The sequence below is a fragment of the Mitsuaria sp. GD03876 genome (assembly GCF_029840635.1).
GTDB lineage: Bacteria > Pseudomonadota > Gammaproteobacteria > Burkholderiales > Burkholderiaceae_C > Roseateles.
On sequence record NZ_JAOCCU010000043.1, the window covers coordinates 14,484 to 32,340 of the forward strand.

Genomic DNA, 17,857 nt, shown 5'->3' on the forward strand with positions numbered 1-17,857 from the left:
AACGGGATTCGCCGGGAATCCCGAGAGTTGCCCGATTCAGTATCCGATCAGAGATCCGGATACTCGCGTTTGCGTTGCGCCGTATAACTCCACCAGTCCCGGGGAGGGGCGCCGTTCATGAAATCGACGGCGGCCATATACGTATCGAGCACGCACGGATCGTGGCGGTGGCCGGTCAGTTTGCAGATCTGCTGATACAGCGCGAAGGCATCGGCGCCAATCAGATCCCGAGGATGCTGAATCCCCATCAGCTCGAAATCCCGGACCATCGCCGGCCCGATGTTGGGAATCTGCCGCAGCGCCTCGCAGTCGGCGGCCGAGGCCGCTTTCCTGTGCGTTTTTCGCGCGGACGTGCGGCCTTCGGGCATGGTCAGTGGAAGCCGCCCGAGCGGATCAGGCCGACCGCCAATCCCTCGATCGCGAACTGCTCGTCGGGCGTGACCTCGATCGGCGCGAAGTCGGCGTTCTCGGGCAGCAACCGGATGCCGTCGGCATCGCGCTGGAAGCGCTTCACCGTGACCTCGTCGCCGATGCGCGCGACGACCACCTGGCCGTTGCGGGCCTCGCTGATCTTGCGCACCGCGAGCAGGTCGCCATCCATGATGCCGATGTCCTTCATGCTCATGCCTTTCACGCGCAGCAGGAAGTCCGGCGCCTTCGAGAACATCGAGGGGTCGACGCTATAGTGCTGCTCCACATGTTCCTCGGCGAGGATCGGCGCGCCCGCGGCGACCCGGCCCACCAGCGGCAGCGTCAGCTGCGCGAGGCTGGCCAGCGGCAGCGCGAACTGGCTGTGCTCGCGGGCGCGGTTGACCTGGCGCAGCGCCGTCGACGGCAGCCGGATCCCGCGGGCGGTGCCGCCTACCAGCTCGATGACGCCCTTGCGGGCCAGCGCCTGCAGGTGTTCCTCGGCCGCGTTGGCGGACTTGAAACCCAGTTGCTGCGCGATTTCCGCGCGGGTGGGCGGCGAGCCGGTGCTCTCGATGCTGTCGCGGACCAGATCAAAGATCTGTTGTTGGCGGGCGGTGAGTTTGGGTGGTGTATCCACGGGCACAGGCCTTTATTCCATTGAGGAGCAGGTGAGTTCGGCGCGGCGGCGTGGTTCGAAAACCGCCTGAGAATTCATCCAGCATCTGGATTTTTATACAGGAGACGACAAATTGCAAAGCGCGGCCCAGACCTTCGTGATCATCGGCACCGGCGGCACGATCGCCGGCGCCTCCGATAGCGCCACGGACAACGTCGGCTACAAGGCCGGTTCGCTGTCCGTCGACACGCTGGTCAAGGCGGTCCCGGCGCTCGCGTCGCGCTCGCTCGAGGCGGAACAGCTCGCGCAACTCGACAGCAAGGACATGGACCACGGGACCTGGGCGCGCTTGGCCCGGCGGGTGCGGGAGCACCTGGATCGCCCCGAGGTCCGAGGCATCGTCATCACCCATGGCACGGACACGCTGGAGGAGACCGCCTATCTGCTGCAACGCGTGCTGGCGCCGGAAAAGCCGGTGGTGCTGACCGCCGCGATGCGGCCGGCGACGGCCATCCAGGCGGACGGCCCGCAGAACCTGCTCGATGCGGTGGCGGTCGCCGCGAGCGCCGGTGTGCGCGGCGTCGTGGCCGTGGTGGCGGGGCAGGTGTGGTCCGGGCTCGAGCTGCGCAAGACGCACAGCTACCGGCTCGATGCCTTCGAGGCCGGACCCGACGCCGGGCCGCTCGCGGTGGTGGAGGAGGGCGCGTTGCGCCGCTTCCGCGACTGGACGACGGGCGAGGCGCTCGGCGCCGCGCTGCTGCCGGAAGACGGCGCGGCCTGGCCGTGGGTCGAGGTGCTCGCCAGCCACGCCGGCGCCGACGCGCGCGCGCTCGAGGCTTGGCGGACCGCGGGCCTGCAAGGCCTGGTGCTGGCCTGCACCGGCAATGGCACGCTGAACCAGGCGCTCGAGGCGCCGGTCCAGGCGTTGAAGGACGCCGGCGTGCCGGTGTGGCGGACGACCCGCTGCGCGCAGGGGCGCATCGTCGGCGCCGAGGACGAACCCGCCGCCGCGCTGTCGCCGTGGGCCGCGCGCGTCGAGTTGATGCTGTCGCTGCTCCGGCGCCGCTGATCGATCGGCGGCCTCAAAAGAAAACGCCGGCGATGAGCCGGCGTTCTTCATGGCGGGTCCGAAGGCCGCGCCGGTGAGGTCATCACGCGATCGGGAGATCGCGCGAGCCGCTCGCGAGCGAGCTTCAGACGATCGTCAGCGTGACGTCGATGTTGCCGCGGGTGGCGTTCGAGTACGGGCAGACCTCGTGGGCATCGGCGACCAGCTTCTCCAGCTGCGCGCGGTCCATGCCCGGCACCGAGATCTTCATCGACACGGCGATGCCGAAGGCGCCCGGCTTGTTGGCGTGAGGGCCGATGCCGACTTCGCTGGTGATCGAGACCTCGGCCGGCAGCGCGACCTTGTTGCGGGCCGAGACGGCCTTCATCGCGCCGATGAAGCAGGCCGAGTAGCCCGCGGCGAACAGCTGTTCCGGGTTGGTGCCCGCGCCGTCGTCGCCGCCCAGCGCCTTGGGCGTGGACAGCTGGACCTTCAGGCGGTCGTCGGAGGATTGCGCGGTGCCGGCGCGGCCGCCGGTGGCGGTGGCGGTGGCGGTGTAGAGGGCTTTTTCGATGGCCATGAGGGGCTCCTTGGTGGTGAGAGGGTGGGTGAGTGAAGGGGACAGGGGGTCAGGTCTCGCCGTCGTCGTCGAGGGCGGGATCGCGGGCGAGGTGCTCGAGCACATTGCGCCGCAATTCATGCAGGCGTCGCGTCAGCGCTTCCACTTCGGCGGGGCCGCAGGCACTGGCGCAAGCCAGTTGTTCGGGGATGCCGGCCGCCTGCGCGCGCAGGGCGCGACCGGCGGCCGTCAGGTGGATCTCGACGCGGCGTTCGTCGCTTTGCGCGCGGCGGCGTTCGATCAGGCCACCGGCTTCCAGGCGCTTGAGCAGCGGCGTCAGCGTGCCGGAGTCCAGGCTCAGCCGTTGCCCCAGTTCCGAGACGCCCGGGCCGTCGGTCTCCCAGAGCACCAGCATGACGAGGTACTGCGGGTAGGTCAGGCCCAGAGGAGCCAGCAGCGGCTTGTACAGCTTCGTCATCGCCAGCGACGTCGAATACAACGCGAAGCACAGCTGCACGTCCAGCTTCAGCCAGTCGGTGCCCGGAGGCATCGGCTGGGCGCCGACGCCGGCCGGGACGGCGGTGTCGTGCGAGGTGGAGCGGGGTGCGTTCGGCATGGGGTGAACTGTAGCGAGCAATTAAATTGCACGCAATTGAAATGGTCTTTCCCGCCGGTTGAGGGGAACTATCGGCGGGAGACCGAGGGATTTCCAGCGGCGCTGAGCGGCCTTCGAGGCCAACTTGGAGAGGGCCACCACGTCCGCCGTGGTCAGGGTTGCCTTCGGGCCCCGGATATTCCCCGCCTCGCCATGCTGGCCAAGGACTTAGCATCTGCCGCGCCGAATGAAGCCAACGAAAGTTTCCATCCCGGGCCCCCCAGCCTTCCGAAACACGGTCATCGGAGTCGCGATCATGTTGACCGCGGCTTGCTCCCCAGGCGCGCTCGACGGCGAGTCCTCCATCAACGGAGCGCCTGGTTATTCCTTCGTGGACACCGGCGGCCACGGCCGGGTGATCGTCTTCGGCAAGCCGGGAGAGCCCGCGCAGTTCGTGGTCCAGTCCCGGGTCGACGGGTACTCCGTGCGCGACGGAAAGATCCTCGTCGCGCGGTTGCCGATGAAGTCGGACCAGGCCGCCCCGAGCGGCTGGATCACCGAAGGTCCCTGCCAGTACCTGTCGATCGACATCGCCAGCCGGCGGATGTCCGTCTTGCCGGATCCGATCGCGGGCCTGTCCTGCAGGCCCGCCATCGACACGACGGGCGAGACCCGGTCGCTCGTCCCGAAGGGCGATCCGGCGGCCTCCGCCGGATCGGAGAAGGGGCGCTAGCCTCCTCCCGGCCGATCAGCCCGACTTGACGGGCTCCATCAGATGCGGGTTAACCCGCATGAGGCACCACGGAATCGCCCGGACACTTCGGGCGCCCGAAAGGGCGCCGGTGCCGCCGGCAAGGAGCCGGAGAGTTCCTGACGGCACCGGAATTCGAACGAGGCGCGGCGGCAGTGCCGGGGACCGTGCCCAACCCATCCAACAGGGAGTTTCATGAATCGCACCTTCAAGCGGCGTTTGCCGCTCGTGCTGCCGTGGCTGGTCGCCGCGTCGGCGGCCGCCGCCCAGACGACGGTGGTCGACAACACCTCGACCGGGTTCACCGCGAACTACGTCTGGACCTCCAGCACTGCGGGCTCCGCGACCTTCGCGGGGCCGAACCATCTGGTCGCCAACGGCTTGGCGAACATCCTGGACAACACGTCGCCGCAGTTCTCCACCACCGGCAACTGGCAGGCGCGCACCGACGGCATCGGCATGTACGGCCCGAGCTTCGTGGCGATGACCGCGCCGTCCGCGCGGTTCCCGTATCACTTCCCGCCGCGCATCCTCGACAACGACACCTACCACGGCGCCGAGGGCGGCTCCAACAACTGGCTGGGCAGTACGGCACTGGCGGGTTACTACGGCGCGAATTACCGCTACTTCGATCCCGCGACCTCGACGGGCGATCGGGTGACGAAGTTCAGGTTCGTGACCGAGTCGATCGGCGGCATCTCGCAGATGCGCACGGTGCAGTTGTCGGCGCACTGGCCCGCGTCGCCGGGCAATGCGAGCAACGCGATCTACCGCGTGCGCAATGGCGCTGCCGTCGTGGCGGAGCACCGCGTCAACCAGCGCCAGAGTTCCGGTGACTGGGCGCCGCTGGGGCAGCCGTTCTCGATCGGCAGCGCGTCGGACCTGACGATCGAGGTCGACGCGACCGGCGCGGACGGCGTCGTGATCGCCGACGCGGTCCGGTTGGTCTCGGTGGACGCCACGCTGGTGAACGCGGCGCGCTGGCAATTGCCGTCGATGCCCTGGTCCATGCCGGTGGACATCTACGCGCGCTGGCCGCAGGCCTATCCGCTGCCGTCGCCGTACGTGGCCTGGACCCTGGTCGGCGGCACGGGCCATGAGCACAACGTCATCGGCAACCCGGACACCGCCCAGGCGCCGGCCGACGGCGAGTGGCGCAAGCTGGGTCGGATCGACCTGCAGGGCACGCAGTCGAACTACGTGTTGCTGGAGGAAACCGGCGTGGGAGCGCAGCCGGTGTTCGCCGATGCGGTCGCCTACGTGCCGGCCAATGCCTTCCCCATCGCGAGCTGGGAGTCCAGCGCGCCGGGCCGGGCCGTCGACCTCTACGTGCAATGGTCGGCCGATGCGACGCGCTCGGCGGAGGCTCGCTACGTGGTGACGCATTGGGCGTCCCAGAACGGCGCGTGCGTGTCGCCGCGGCGCTTCTCGGTCAAGGTCGACCAGCGCGACGCCACGCTCGCCGCGGGCACCTACCTGGGACGCGTGCCCGCGGACCAGAACTGCGGCACGACCAAGGTCGAGCTGGTGCCGGGCAGCGGGGTGGGCACGCTGTCGGCGGACGCGGTGCGGTTCGTCAGCCTTTGACGAGGGTCGAGCCGGCGCGGCGGGAGGGGCAACCGCTCAGCCCGCCGCCTGGATCGCGTCCACCTGCTCGCTGAGCTCCAGCCAGCGCATCTCCGCTTCCTCGACCTCGTCGCCGATGGCCTTCAGGCGCTTGCCGGCCTCGGCGATCTGGGCGGGCGTCTGGCCGGCGCTCGAGAGCTGGGCCTCGAGCGCGGTGCGCTCGTCCGCCCAGGCCTTCATCCGGGCGTCGATCTGCTCCATCTCCTTGCGCAGCGGCCGCGTCTGCTCGTTGAGCTTCTGCCGTGCCTGGCCGCTGAGCTTGCGGTCCTCGCGCTTGACCGGCGCCGCGGCGGGGGCCTCCACCGGCGAGGCGACCGGAGCGGCCGCCACCGGTGCCGGCGCCGGCGAAGGCGCCACGGCCGACGCACCGCCGCCGGCCGCGCCGGCACGCGCCTGGCGCAGCGCCTGCTTGGCCTCTTCCTTGGCCAGCTTCGCCGCCTCCTTGGACTGCTCCAGCAGCCAGCGCTGGTAGTCGTCCAGGTCGCCGTCGAACGGCGCCAGCTTGCCGTCGGCCACCAGCCAGAACTCGTCGCACACCTCGCGCAGCAGCGCGCGGTCGTGGCTGACCAGCATCACCGTGCCTTCGAACTCATTGAGCGCCATCGACAGCGCCTCGCGGGTCTGCAGGTCCAGGTGGTTGGTCGGCTCGTCCAGCAGCAGCAGGTTGGGGCGCTGCCACACCAGCATCGCCAGCACCAGCCGCGCCTTCTCGCCGCCGGACAGGCTGCCGACCTCCTGGTTGACCATGTCGCCGACGAAGCGGAACTGGCCGAGGAAGTCGCGCAGCTCCTGCTCGCGCGCGCCCGGGCTGACCTCCTTGGCCAGCCGGATCATGTGCATCAGCGGCCCCTCGTCGGGCCGCAGCACATCCATCTCCTGCTGCGCGAAGTAGCCGATCGACAGCCCCTTGCCCTCGGTGATCGTGCCGCCCAGCGCGCGCTGCATGCGCGCCACCGTCTTCACGAAGGTCGACTTGCCCTGGCCGTTCGCGCCCAGGATGCCGAAGCGTTGACCCGCCAGCACCGAGCGATCGATGCCGCGCACGATGACCTTCTCGCCCTCGTCGGTGTCATAGCCCACGGACACCGTGTCGAACATCAGCATCGGATTCGGGAGGTTCAGCGGCTCGCGGAACTCGAAGCTGAAGTCCGACGCGGTCAGCACCGGCGCCAGCTTCTCCATCCGCTCCAGCGCCTTCACGCGGCTCTGCGCCTGCTTGGCCTTGGAGGCCTTGGCCTTGAAGCGGTCGATGAACTTCTGCAGGTGCGCCATGCGCTCCTGCTGCTTGTCGAAGGCCTGCTGCTGCTGGAGCATCCGCTCCGCGCGCATCGACTCGAACGCGGTGTAGTTGCCGCCGTAGCGATGCAGCTTGGCGTCGTCCAGGTGCAGCGTCACCTTGGTGATCGCGTCCAGGAATTCGCGGTCGTGGCTGATGATGATCAGTGTGCCGTCGTAGCGCTGCAGCCAGGCCTCCAGCCAGACCAGGGCGTCCAGGTCCAGGTGGTTCGTCGGCTCGTCCAGCAGCATCAGGTCGGACGGGCACATCAGCGCCCGCGCCAGCTGCAGCCGCATGCGCCAGCCGCCGGAGAAGCTGTTGACCGGCGCATCCACCTGCGCGCCCTTGAAGCCCAGGCCCATCAGCAGCGCCTGCGCGCGGGCCGGCGCGTCCAGGCTGCCGGCGTCCATCAACTGCGCGTAGGCATCGGCGATCGCGTGGCCGTCGTCGGCGGCCTCCGCGTCGGCCAGCGCCTGGCGCGCGGCCATCAGCCGGATGTCGCCCTCGAGCACGAACTCGGTGGCCGGCATCTCGGTCTCGGGCATGTGCTGCGCGACCTCGGCCAGCGCCCAGTGGCGCGGGATCTCCACATCGCCCTTGTCGCTGTGCAGACGGTCGGTCAGCAGCGAGAACAGGCTGGACTTGCCCGCGCCGTTGCGGCCCACCAGGCCGACCTTCTCGCCGGGCTGCAGCACCACGCTGGCGTCGTCCAGCACGACCTTCGTGCCGCGTCGCAGCACCACGTTGCGCAAGGTGATCATGCGGCGCCTCCTTCCGAGGCGGAGACGTCGTTCGAGGCGGGCGCGCCGAAGCCGCCCGCGACCAGCGCCTCGCGGGTCAGCAGCAGGACCTGGTCCTCGCCGGCCGAGGTGTCGAGCCACGCGGCTTCCAGCTGCGGGAAGGCCGCCTCGAAGAACGCGCGTTCGTTGCCGATCTCCAGCACCAGCACGCCGTGCGGCGTGAGCCGCGCGGGCGCGTCGGCCAGCAACTGGCGGATGAAGTCCATGCCGTCGGCGCCGCCGGCCAGCGCGAGCTCGGGCTCGGCGCGGTACTCGGCGGGGAGGGCGGCCATCGACGCGCTGTTCACATAGGGCGGGTTGCACAGGATCAGGTCGTACGGACCCGGCGCCGGCGCCAGGCCGTCGCCCTGCAGCAGCCGCACGCGCTCGCCGAGGCCGTGGCGCTCGACATTGATCGCGGCCACCGCGAGCGCGTCGGCGCTCAGGTCGACCGCGTCCACCGACACGTCCGGCCACACCATCGCCGCCAGCACGGCCAGGCTGCCGTTGCCGGTGCACAGGTCCAGCACGCGCGCGGTCTGGTCCGACAGCCAGGCGTCGATGGTCGCGTCGGCCAGCAGCTCGGCGATGAAGCTGCGCGGCACGATCGCGCGCTCGTCGACGTAGAAGGGCACGCCCTGCAGCCACGCCTCGCGGGTCAGGTAGGCGGCGGGCTTGCGCGTGGCGATGCGCTCGCCCACCAGCGCCTCGACCTTCGCGCGGCCCTCGGCCTCGACGGCGTCGGCCTCATGGTCGTCCAGCGCGTCCAGCGGCAGGTCCAGCGCCCACATCGTCAGCCAGGCGGCCTCGTCGAAGGCGTTCGTGGTGCCATGCCCAAACGAAACGCCCGCCTCGGTGAGGCGGGCGGCCTGGGCCTCGATCAATTCCAACAGCGTCACAGCAGCAAATTCTCCAGCGTGCGGCGGTAGATGCGCGTCAGCGGCGCGATCTGGTCCAGCGGCACGTATTCGTCGATCTTGTGGATGCTCGCATTGAGCGGTCCGAATTCCACCACTTGCGGGCACAACGTGGCGATGAATCGCCCATCCGAGGTGCCGCCGGTCGTGGAGAGTTCCGTGGTCAGGCCGGTCTCGGCGGCGATGGCCGCGCCGATCGCGGCCGACAGCTCGCCCACCGGCGTCAGGAACGGCTGGCCCGACAGGGACCAGTCGATCGTGTACTCGAGGCCATGGCGCTCCAGCAGCGCCTGCACCCGCTGGCGCAGCGTCTCGGGCGTCGATTCGGTCGAGAAGCGGAAGTTGAAGTCCACCGTCAGCTCGCCCGGGATCACGTTGCCCGCGCCGGTGCCGGCCGCGATGTTGGAGACCTGGAAGGTCGTGGGCGGGAAGTACGCGTTGCCCTGGTCCCATGCCGTCACCGCCAGCTCCGCCAGCGCAGGCGCGGCCTGGTGGACCGGGTTGCGCGCCAGGTGCGGATAGGCGACGTGGCCCTGGATGCCGAGCACCCGCAGCCGGCCCGACAGCGAGCCGCGGCGGCCGTTCTTGACGGTGTCGCCCAGCCGCTCGACCGAGGTCGGCTCGCCGACGATGCAGTAGTCCAGCCGCTCGCCGCGCGCGCGCAGGCGCTCGACGCACACGACCGTGCCGTCGCGCGCCGGGCCTTCCTCGTCGCTGGTCAGCAGGAAGGCGACGCTGCCGCGATGGCCGGGATGGTCGGCGGCGAAGCGCTCCGCCGCCACGACCATCGCCGCCAGCGAGGTCTTCATGTCCGCCGCGCCGCGCCCGTACAGGCGCTCGCCGCGCACGGTGGGCACGAACGGGTCGCTGGACCACTGGGCCAGGGCGCCGGTCGGCACGACGTCGGTGTGGCCGGCGAAGACCAGCACCGGCGCGCCGGCGTCGCTTCCGCGGCGCACCGCCCACAGGTTGCTCACCCGGGCGCCGTCCGGCCCGCTGTCCATGCGTTCCAGCACGAAGCCGGCGGCGGCCAGCCGCTCGCCGATCAGGTCCAGGCAGCCGGCGTCGTCCGGCGTGACCGACGGGCGCGCGATCAGCTGCTCGAGCAGCGGGAGCGTGGCTTCGTCCATCAGCCCGGCTGCACGTCCAGCGTGATGGAGGTGAAGTTGGCGGTGTCGTCCGCCGGCTCTTCCTTCTTCGGCGCGCCGGGGCCGCCGGCCTTGACGCCGGGACCGTCGTTCTGCAGGCGCCAGAGCAGGTTGGTCGGCGAGTCGGCGAAGGCCAGGCCTTCCTCGCGGGTGATGGTGCCGTCGGTGATGAGGCGGGCGAAGTGTTCCTCGAAGGTCTGCGACCCTTCGGCCATGGACTTCTCCATCGCCTCCTTGACGCCGGCGAAGTCGCCTTGCTCGATCAACTCGGCGACCAGCTTGGTGTTCAGCAGGATCTCGGTGACCGGCACGCGGCCGCCGGCGGCAGCGCGCACCAGGCGCTGCGAGATCACCGCCTTCAGGCCCGCGCCCAGGTCGTTGAGCATCGCCGGGCGCGATTCCGGCGTGTAGAACGACATGATCCGGTTCAGCGCGTGATAGCTGTTGTTGCCGTGCAGCGTGGCCACGACCAGGTGGCCCGACAGCGCGTACGAGATCGCCGCCGTCATCGTCTCGCGGTCGCGGATCTCGCCGATCAGGATGCAGTCCGGCGCCTGGCGCAGCGCGTTCTTCAGCGCGATCTGCAGCGACGCGGTGTCGCGGCCGACCTCGCGCTGGTTGACCAGCGAGCGCTTGTTGGTGAACAGGTACTCGAGCGGATCCTCGATCGTCAGGATGTGCCCGGTCATCGTCTGGTTGCGGTGCTCCAGCATCGACGCGAGCGTGGTGCTCTTGCCGGTGCCGGTCGCGCCGACCATCAGGATCAGGCCCCGCTTCTCGGTGATCAGCTTGGCCAGCACCGGCGGCAGGCCCAGGCTGTCCAGCGTCGGGATGACGTGCGGGATGTGGCGGAACACCGCCGCGATCGAGCCGCGCTGGCGGAAGCCCGAGAGCCGGAAGCTGCCGACCTTGGGGATCGAGACCGCCATGTTGAGCTCGCCGTTGGCGTCGAGCTCGGCCAGGTGTTGCGGGTCGATGACCTCGGAGATCAGCGCCCGCGGCTGCGCCGGCGTCAGCAGCTGGTCCGACAGCTGCAGCATCTGCCCGTTGATCCGGATCAGCACCGGCATGTTGGCCGACAGGTAGGTGTCGGACGCGCCTTTCTCGGCCATCAGGCGCAGGATGCGCTCCATGTTCCCAGTGCTCATGCGGTCTCCTCCGGACGGATGATCTTCTTCGGACGTGCGGCTGCGGGCCCGGGGCTCAGGCGCGCAGCAGGTCGTTGATCGAGGTCTTGGCGCGGGTGCCGGCGTCGACCTTCTTCACGATGATGGCGGCGTACAGGCTGTACTTGTCGTTCTTCGGCAGGCTGCCGCTGATGACCACCGAACCGGCCGGGACGCGGCCGTAGGAGACGGTGTCGGTCTCGCGGTCGTAGATCGGGGTGCTCTGGCCGATGTACACGCCCATCGAGATCACCGAGTTCTCCTCGACGATCACGCCCTCGACGATCTCGGAGCGGGCGCCGATGAAGCAGTTGTCCTCGATGATGGTCGGGTTGGCCTGCAGCGGTTCCAGCACGCCGCCGATGCCGACGCCGCCGGACAGGTGGACGTTCTTGCCGATCTGCGCGCAGGAGCCGACGGTGGCCCAGGTGTCGACCATCGTGCCCTCGTCGACGTAGGCGCCGATGTTCACGTAGGACGGCATCAGCACGACGTTGCGCGCCATGAAGCTGCCGCGGCGCGCGACCGCGGGCGGGACGACGCGCACGCCGGTGGCGCGCAGCGCCTCGTCGCTCATGCCGCCGAACTTGGTCGGGACCTTGTCGAAGAAAGTCATGTCGCCGGCGCCCATCTGGCGGTTGTCGTTCAGGCGGAACGACAGCAGCACCGCCTTCTTGATCCACTGGTGCACGGTCCATTCGCCCACGGCCTTGCGCTCGGCCACGCGCAGCGTGCCGGCGTCCAGCCCGGCCAGGACCTCGTCCACGGCGGCGCGGACCTCGGGGCTGTTGGCGGAGTTCAGGTTGGCGCGGCCTTCCCAGGCGAGGTCGATGATCGATTGCAGGTCTTGCGTCATGGTGCGGAGGGTGTGTTCGGGGGAATTCGGAAAGAGGGGGGGCGAAGCGCTCAGGACGATTTCAATGGCTTCGCGAAGGCGACGATGCGGTGGGCGGCTTCCAGGCATTCGGCCTGCTCGGCCACCAGCGCCAGGCGGATGCGGCCGGCGCCGGGGTTGACGCCCTGCGCCTCGCGGGCGAGCAGGCTGCCAGGCAGGACGCCGACATTGTATTGAGCGAGCAGCCCCTGGGCGAAGCCAATATCGTTACCGTCTGGCACGGCCGCCCACAGGTAGAAACCCGCGTCGGGCAGCGCGACATCCAGGACCTCGGCCAGCAGCGGCGTGACCGCGGCGAACTTGGCGCGGTACTGCGCGCGGTTCTCGACGACATGCGCCTCGTCGTTCCACGCGGCGATGCTGGCGGCCTGGATCAGCGGGCTCATCGCCGAGCCGTGGTAGGTGCGGTACAGCAGGAAGCGCTTGATCCACGCGGCGTCGCCGGCGACGAAGCCCGAGCGCATGCCGGGCACGTTCGAGCGCTTGGACAGGCTGGTGAACGCGATCAGGTTGCGGAAGTCCGGCCGGCCGAGCTGGACCGCGGCCTGCAGGCCCGACAGCGGCGCGGCGTCGGGACCGTCGCGGAAGTAGATCTCGGAGTAGCACTCGTCCGAGGCGATCACGAAGCCGTGGCGGTCGCTGAGCTCGAACAGCGTCTGCCACTCGGACAGCGGCATGACCGCGCCGGTCGGGTTGCCCGGCGAGCAGACGTAGAGCAGCTGCGTGCGGGACCAGGTCGCGTCGTCGATGCGGGACCAGTCGGCGGCGAAGTTGCGCGCCGGATCGGAGTTCGCGAACGCCGGCGTGGCGCCGGCGAGCAGCGCGGCGCCTTCGTAGATTTGGTAGAACGGATTGGGGCAGACGACGGTGGCGCCCGGACGGCTCGGGTCGATCACGACCTGCGCCAGCGCGAACAGCGCCTCGCGCGAGCCGTTGACCGGCAGGATCTGCGTGGCCTGGTCGACGGCGAGCGCGTAGCGGCGCTGCAGCCAGCCGGCGATCGCCTCGCGCAGCTTGGGATCGCCGGCGGTCGCGGGGTAGCTGGACAGGCCCTGGAGGTGGGCCGTCAGCGCCTGCTCGACCAGCTTGGGCGCGGGGTGCTTGGGCTCGCCGATGCCCAGCGAGATCGGGCGGTAATCGGGGTTCGGGACGATGCCCTGGGTCAGGGCGCGCAGCCGTTCGAACGGGTAGGGATTCAGCAGCGCCAGTCGTGGATTGACCGGCGGCGTGGCAGCGGGGGAAGTCATCCGGGAATCATAGGTCGGCGGGTCGCGGCGCCCCATCCTTCACTGGACAACGCTGGGTTGACGCTCAGAGCGAGCCTCGACACCCCGGCGCGCCGCATCGGCAGGCCAGGCGGCCCTCGTGGTGGGTGAGGCCGTAGTCGACGGTGATCTCGTCGCCCGGCGCCAGGTCGGCCAGCGCGAAGAAGCTGACCTCGCCGTCCTCGACCTGGATGCGGGCGTTGGGCCGGCAGCTGTGGTTGGTGAAACGCATCGCATCCTGCGAGCGGCTCGCGTCGATCGCGCGCGCCGGGGAGAGCTCCACCAGCATCAGCCGGCGGCTCTCCTGGGCACGGCGCCGCGCCTCGGCGACGGTGATCGATTCGCCGGTCAGCAGCCCCAGACGCGTGCCCGCGGCAATGGCCTCGGCCGCGAACACGCCGTAGCCGTCGATCCGGCTGCGCTTGAGCGCGACCGCGACGAACTGCGTGCTGGCGTCGTAGGCAAGGGCCATCCTGGCGGGAGGTCGGTCAGCGGATCCGGGGCGCGCCGGCTCAGCGCAGCAGGCCGGTCTCGAAGCCGTGCGCCGGCAGGTCCACCGCGGGCAGCGGCTTCCAACCCTTCTTGCGGTGCTCGGTCACCACGTTCGTGTAGATGCCGCCGCGCACGTACCACTTCGCGGTGATGCGGATGAAGCGCGGATTGGTGACCTTCACGATGTCCTCGAGGATGGTGTTGGTCACCTTCTCGTGGAACGCGCCTTCGTCGCGGTAGCTCCAGAAGTACATCTTCAGGCTCTTGAGCTCGACGCAGTACTGGTCCGCGATCATGTCGATCGTGAAGTGCGCGAAGTCCGGCTGGCCGGTCAGCGGGCAGTGGCAGGTGAACTCGGGGATCTGGAACTGGATGACGTAGTCGCGCTCCGGAGCCGGGTTCGGGAAGACGTGGATCTCCTTGCTCGGGCGGCTCGGCGGGTTGGGCGGCATCTCGCGCATCTTGGGTTCGACGGCGGTGTCGGCCTTGCCGGCCTTGATCGGCGCGACCATCTTCAGCTTGGACGCCTTCGGCGCCTTCGCGGCGGACGACGATGCGGCGGCCTTGGCGGCCGGCTTGGCGGGGGTGTTCTTGGCCATGGGGATGGAAATGGAGGTCAGGACCCGGCCGGGTCGCCGCTTCAGAGGGCGGCGGCAGCCGGAAGTCGAAGGGCGCGATGGTATCATCCGCCGCGATCCGGACGCCCCCTCGAGGGGCGTTTCCACAATCAAATCAAAGGCTTAGCTCACGTTCTGGGCAGCCGCGCTCCGAACGTCCCCCATGCGACTGAACTCGATCAAGCTCTCGGGCTTCAAGTCCTTCGCCGATCCGACGAACTTCCAGCTGCCCGGCCAACTGGTCGGCGTGGTCGGCCCCAACGGCTGCGGCAAGTCCAACATCATGGACGCGGTGCGCTGGGTGCTGGGCGAGAGCAAGGCCAGCGAACTGCGCGGCGAGTCCATGCAGGACGTGATCTTCAACGGCTCGGGCAACCGCAAGCCGGCCAGCCGCTCCAGCGTCGAACTGGTGTTCGACAACACCAGCGCCCGCGCCGGCGGCCAGTGGAACCAGTTCACCGAGATCGCCGTCAAGCGCGTGCTCACGCGCGACGGGACCTCCAGCTACTTCATCAACAACCAGCCGGTGCGCCGGCGCGACGTCCAGGACGTGTTCCTGGGCACGGGCCTGGGGCCGCGCGCCTACGCCATCATCGGCCAGGGCACGATCAGCCGGATCATCGAATCCAAGCCCGAGGAACTGCGCATGTTCCTCGAGGAAGCCGCCGGCGTCTCCAAGTACAAGGAACGCCGCCGCGAGACCGAGCTCCGCCTGCGCGACACGCGCGAGAACCTGACCCGCGTCGAGGACATCCTGCGCGAGCTCAACACCAACCTCGAGAAGCTGGAACGCCAGGCCGAGGTCGCCGCGAGCTACCGCCACCTGCAGGACCAGGGCACGCTCAAGCTGCACCAGCTGTGGTTCCTGAAGCACCGCGACGCGGCCGGCGAGTCGGCCCGGGTCAAGACCGAGCACTCGGAGGCGGTCAACGCGCTGGAGGCCAAGATGGCCGAGCTGCGCCAGCTCGAGGCCGAGCTGGAGACCGTCCGCCAGGCCCATTACGCCGCCGGCGACGAGCTCCACGCCGAGCAGGGCCGCATGGCCGAGGCGCAGATGGCGGTCAGCCGGCTCGAGGAACGCATCCGCTACGTCGTCGAGGGCCGCCAGCGGCTGGAGCAGCGCCTGGTGGAGCTGCAGGCGCAGAACCAGCAGTGGCAGGAACGCGCCGAGCAGGCGCAGGGCGAGCTCGACGAGGTCGCCGGGCAGATCGCCCAGGCCGAGGAGCAGAGCGAGATCCTCGCTGCCCAGGCCGAGGAGCAGGCGATGAAGCTGCCCGACGTCGAGGACCAGGGCCGCGCCGCGCAGGCGCGCGCCAACGAGCAGCGCACGCAGGTGACGCAGGTCCAGCAGCAGATCCAGGTGCTGGCCGCGGAGAGCCGCAGCGTCGACGAGCAGCTCAAGGGCCTGCGCGGCCGCCGCGAGCGCCTGGCCCAGGAACGCCAGGGCCTGGCCGCGCCACAGCATGACCGGCTCGACGAGGTGAAGCGCCTGTCGGTCGCCGCCGACGAGCAGCAGGCCGTCGCCGACGCCCGCCTGGCCGAGCTGGCCGAGGCCGCGCCCGCCGCCGACGAGGCCCGCCAGGCCGCGCAGCAGGAGACGCAGCGCCAATCAGCCCGGCTGACCGACATCGTCGCGCGGCTGACCGCGCTGCGCGCGCTGCAGGAGAAGGTGCAGACCGAGGGCAAGCTCAAGCCCTGGCTGGCCAAGCACGGGCTGCAGGACATCAAGGGCCTGTGGACCCAGCTGCACATCACGCCGGGCTGGGAGAACGCGCTCGAGGCCGCGATGCGCGAGCGCATGGGCGCGCTCTCGGTCGGCCGGCTGGAGACGGTGCAGGCCTTCGCCGCGGATCCGCCGCCGGCGCGGCTGGCGTTCTACTCGCTGCCCAGCGGCGACATCGCCAACACGCACCGCGCGCTGGCGCCGCTGAGCGACCTGCTGAAGCTGGAATCCAGCGGCATGAAGGCGCTGATGAACGACTGGCTCGAGGGCATCTACACCGCCGAGTCGATCGCCGACGCGCTGGCGCAGCGCCCCAAGCTCAGCCATGGCGAGGTCATCATGACCCGCGAGGGCCACGCGGTCAGCCAGTTCGCCGTCAGCTTCTACGCCGCCGACACCGAGACCGCCGGCCTGCTGGCCCGCGCGCAGGAGATCGAGAACCTGGAGCGCGAGCAGCGCGCGCAGACGCTGATCGCCGACGAGGCGCGCGCGCAGGCGGTGCGGGCCGAGGCGCTCTACACCGACGCGTCGCAGCGCCTGGCGGTGGTGCGGCGCGAGGCCAGCGAGACGCAGGCCCGCGCGCATCAACTGCAGGTCGAGCTGCTGCGCCTGGCGCAGCAGACCGAGGCGGCCGTCGCGCGGCGCACGCAGCTGGACGACGAGCTCGGCGAGATCGACGCGCAGACCGAGGCGCTGATGGAGCGCCGCATGGAAGGCGAGGCCCGCTTCGAGGAGCTGGACCTGCAGCTGGCAGCGACGCAGGAAAAGCACGCCGAACTCGACGAGGCGGTGATCAACGCCGAGCGCAAGCTGACCGAGGCCCGCGAGCACCAGCGCGTGCTGGAGCGCCGGGCGCAGGAGGCGGTGTTCAGCGCCCGCGCGCTGGCGGCCAAGCGCGGCGAACTGCAGCGCGGCATCGAGACCGCGCGCCAGCAGGTGCAGGTCAACGAGCAGACGGTGCAGAACATGGCGCAGGAACGCGCCGAGCTCGACGACGCCGCCGCGCAGGCCGGGCTGCAGGACGCGCTGGCGCTCAAGATGGAACGCGAGCAGGCCCTGGCCAAGGTGCGCGCGAACTACGACGACCTGAGCCAGCGCCTCAAGCGCGCCGAGGAACAGCGCATGACGATCGAGCGCGCGCTCGAGCCGCTGCGCGAGCGCATCACGAAACTGCAGCTCGACGAGCAGGCGGCGTCGCTGGGCGGCGCGCAGTTCATGGAGCAGCTGGTCGCGGCCAACGTCGACCTGGAGGCGCTGGCCAAGGGCATCGAGGACGGCGGCGTCAAGCTCTACGGGCTGCAGGGCGAGATCGACCGCATCACCCGCGACATCGCGGCGCTGGGCGCGGTCAACCTGGCCGCGCTCGACGAGCTGGGCGCGGCGCGCGAGCGCAAGACCTTCCTGGACGCGCAGTTCGCCGACCTCACCAGCGCGATCACGACGCTGGAGGACGCGATCCACAAGATCGACCTGGAGACCCGCGACCTGCTGGGCACCACCTTCAACCAGGTCAACGAGCATTTCGGGCGCATGTTCCCGAGCCTGTTCGGCGGCGGCCAGGCCAAGCTGGTGATGACCGGCGACGAGATCCTGGACGCCGGCGTGCAGGTGATGGCGCAGCCGCCGGGCAAGAAGAACTCGACCATCCACCTGCTGTCGGGCGGCGAGAAGGCGCTGACGGCGATCGCGCTGGTGTTCGCGATCTTCCAGCTGAACCCGGCGCCGTTCTGCCTGCTCGACGAGGTCGACGCGCCGCTGGACGACGCCAACACCGAGCGCTACGCGCGGCTGGTGTCGGAGATGAGCAAGATCACGCAGTTCCTGTTCATCTCCCACAACAAGATCGCGATGGAGATGGCCAAGCAGCTGATCGGCGTGACGATGCAGGAGCAGGGCGTGTCGCGCATCGTGGCGGTGGACATGGAATCCGCGCTGGCGATGGCCGAGCAATGAGGATGACGACGGCGATCGCG

The 17,857-nt window shown here is 69.9% G+C and carries 16 protein-coding genes; 4 read left to right on the forward strand and 12 right to left on the reverse strand.

All coding sequences use genetic code 11. From position 1 onward, the window contains the following. Positions 1-47: 47 nt before the first annotated feature. Together N5D62_RS22275 and lexA are read right to left on the reverse strand one after the other, a co-directional pair. Positions 48-368 (reverse strand): helix-hairpin-helix domain-containing protein, encoded by a 321-nt coding sequence (locus tag N5D62_RS22275; protein WP_279760081.1) that lies wholly within the window; start codon positions 366-368, stop codon positions 48-50. A gap of 2 nt (positions 369-370) precedes the next feature. After that, positions 371-1,048, reverse strand: coding sequence for a transcriptional repressor LexA (gene lexA, locus N5D62_RS22280; RefSeq protein ID WP_279760082.1), 678 nt, complete (start codon positions 1,046-1,048; stop codon positions 371-373). A 112-nt stretch (positions 1,049-1,160) separates the two neighbouring features. On the opposite strand from lexA, the gene N5D62_RS22285 reads away from it, so the two are divergent. Further along, positions 1,161-2,096 (forward strand): asparaginase, encoded by a 936-nt coding sequence (locus tag N5D62_RS22285; RefSeq protein WP_279760083.1) that lies wholly within the window; start codon positions 1,161-1,163, stop codon positions 2,094-2,096. 124 nt (positions 2,097-2,220) lie between these two features. Here N5D62_RS22285 and N5D62_RS22290 read toward each other — a convergent pair whose 3' ends face one another. Then, the gene (locus tag N5D62_RS22290; RefSeq protein ID WP_279760084.1) at positions 2,221-2,655 is read right to left on the reverse strand and encodes an organic hydroperoxide resistance protein; all 435 of its coding nucleotides are present in this window, start codon (positions 2,653-2,655) and stop codon (positions 2,221-2,223) included. 49 nt (positions 2,656-2,704) lie between these two features. After that, on the reverse strand, positions 2,705-3,184 hold the full coding sequence (locus N5D62_RS22295) for a MarR family transcriptional regulator (RefSeq protein WP_279760108.1): 480 nt from the start codon (positions 3,182-3,184) through the stop codon (positions 2,705-2,707). A gap of 292 nt (positions 3,185-3,476) precedes the next feature. Here N5D62_RS22295 and N5D62_RS22300 point away from each other — a divergent pair, with 292 nt between their 5' ends. After that, positions 3,477-3,962 carry a hypothetical protein gene (locus N5D62_RS22300; protein WP_279760085.1) on the forward strand — a complete coding sequence of 162 codons (486 nt, stop codon included), beginning with the start codon at positions 3,477-3,479 and terminating at the stop codon, positions 3,960-3,962. Positions 3,963-4,175: 213 nt separating this feature from the next. Continuing rightward, the gene (locus N5D62_RS22305; protein ID WP_279760086.1) at positions 4,176-5,567 is read left to right on the forward strand and encodes a hypothetical protein; all 1,392 of its coding nucleotides are present in this window, start codon (positions 4,176-4,178) and stop codon (positions 5,565-5,567) included. A gap of 36 nt (positions 5,568-5,603) precedes the next feature. Here the strand turns inward: N5D62_RS22305 and N5D62_RS22310 are convergent, their stop codons facing one another. From N5D62_RS22310 to queF, 8 genes are all read right to left on the reverse strand, one after another. Beyond that, complete coding sequence (locus tag N5D62_RS22310) at positions 5,604-7,643, reverse strand: ATP-binding cassette domain-containing protein (protein WP_279760087.1); 2,040 nt, start codon at positions 7,641-7,643, stop codon at positions 5,604-5,606. Beyond that, a complete protein-coding gene (gene prmB / locus N5D62_RS22315) occupies positions 7,640-8,560 on the reverse strand; it encodes a 50S ribosomal protein L3 N(5)-glutamine methyltransferase (RefSeq protein ID WP_279760088.1) in 921 nt (306 codons plus the stop codon). Before prmB ends, N5D62_RS22310 begins: the two co-directional genes overlap by 4 nt. Next, entirely contained in the window at positions 8,557-9,708 is a 1,152-nt protein-coding gene (dapE, locus tag N5D62_RS22320; RefSeq protein WP_279760089.1) for a succinyl-diaminopimelate desuccinylase, read from the reverse strand. Before dapE ends, prmB begins: the two co-directional genes overlap by 4 nt. After that, positions 9,708-10,874 (reverse strand): PilT/PilU family type 4a pilus ATPase, encoded by a 1,167-nt coding sequence (locus N5D62_RS22325; protein WP_279760090.1) that lies wholly within the window; start codon positions 10,872-10,874, stop codon positions 9,708-9,710. Before N5D62_RS22325 ends, dapE begins: the two co-directional genes overlap by 1 nt. Positions 10,875-10,929: 55 nt before the next feature. Beyond that, on the reverse strand, positions 10,930-11,748 hold the full coding sequence (gene dapD / locus N5D62_RS22330) for a 2,3,4,5-tetrahydropyridine-2,6-dicarboxylate N-succinyltransferase (protein ID WP_279760091.1): 819 nt from the start codon (positions 11,746-11,748) through the stop codon (positions 10,930-10,932). A gap of 50 nt (positions 11,749-11,798) precedes the next feature. Continuing rightward, positions 11,799-13,034, reverse strand: a complete 1,236-nt coding sequence (dapC, locus tag N5D62_RS22335) for a succinyldiaminopimelate transaminase (protein WP_279760092.1) — start codon at positions 13,032-13,034, stop codon at positions 11,799-11,801. Between the two features lie 64 nt (positions 13,035-13,098). After that, entirely contained in the window at positions 13,099-13,524 is a 426-nt protein-coding gene (locus tag N5D62_RS22340; RefSeq protein WP_279760093.1) for an SET domain-containing protein-lysine N-methyltransferase, read from the reverse strand. A gap of 40 nt (positions 13,525-13,564) precedes the next feature. Further along, the gene (gene queF / locus N5D62_RS22345) at positions 13,565-13,996 is read right to left on the reverse strand and encodes a preQ(1) synthase (RefSeq protein WP_067281975.1); all 432 of its coding nucleotides are present in this window, start codon (positions 13,994-13,996) and stop codon (positions 13,565-13,567) included. A 328-nt stretch (positions 13,997-14,324) separates the two neighbouring features. Between queF and smc the strand changes: the two genes are divergently transcribed. Next, positions 14,325-17,837 carry a chromosome segregation protein SMC gene (gene smc, locus N5D62_RS22350; RefSeq protein WP_279760094.1) on the forward strand — a complete coding sequence of 1,171 codons (3,513 nt, stop codon included), beginning with the start codon at positions 14,325-14,327 and terminating at the stop codon, positions 17,835-17,837. Positions 17,838-17,857: the final 20 nt, after the last annotated feature.

Coding starts and splice junctions, on each gene's coding strand:
- N5D62_RS22275 (WP_279760081.1), bottom strand. CDS start 368: ATGCCCGAAGGCCGCACGTCCGCGCGAAAAACGCACAGGAAAGCGGCC.
- N5D62_RS22290 (WP_279760084.1), bottom strand. CDS start 2,655: ATGGCCATCGAAAAAGCCCTCTACACCGCCACCGCCACCGCCACCGGC.
- N5D62_RS22295 (WP_279760108.1), bottom strand. CDS start 3,184: ATGCCTCCGGGCACCGACTGGCTGAAGCTGGACGTGCAGCTGTGCTTC.
- N5D62_RS22300 (WP_279760085.1), top strand. CDS start 3,477: ATGAAGCCAACGAAAGTTTCCATCCCGGGCCCCCCAGCCTTCCGAAAC.
- N5D62_RS22305 (WP_279760086.1), top strand. CDS start 4,176: ATGAATCGCACCTTCAAGCGGCGTTTGCCGCTCGTGCTGCCGTGGCTG.
- N5D62_RS22310 (WP_279760087.1), bottom strand. CDS start 7,643: ATGATCACCTTGCGCAACGTGGTGCTGCGACGCGGCACGAAGGTCGTG.
- dapE (WP_279760089.1), bottom strand. CDS start 9,708: ATGGACGAAGCCACGCTCCCGCTGCTCGAGCAGCTGATCGCGCGCCCG.
- N5D62_RS22325 (WP_279760090.1), bottom strand. CDS start 10,874: ATGAGCACTGGGAACATGGAGCGCATCCTGCGCCTGATGGCCGAGAAA.
- dapD (WP_279760091.1), bottom strand. CDS start 11,748: ATGACGCAAGACCTGCAATCGATCATCGACCTCGCCTGGGAAGGCCGC.
- dapC (WP_279760092.1), bottom strand. CDS start 13,034: ATGACTTCCCCCGCTGCCACGCCGCCGGTCAATCCACGACTGGCGCTG.
- N5D62_RS22340 (WP_279760093.1), bottom strand. CDS start 13,524: ATGGCCCTTGCCTACGACGCCAGCACGCAGTTCGTCGCGGTCGCGCTC.
- queF (WP_067281975.1), bottom strand. CDS start 13,996: ATGCCGCCCAACCCGCCGAGCCGCCCGAGCAAGGAGATCCACGTCTTC.
- smc (WP_279760094.1), top strand. CDS start 14,325: ATGCGACTGAACTCGATCAAGCTCTCGGGCTTCAAGTCCTTCGCCGAT.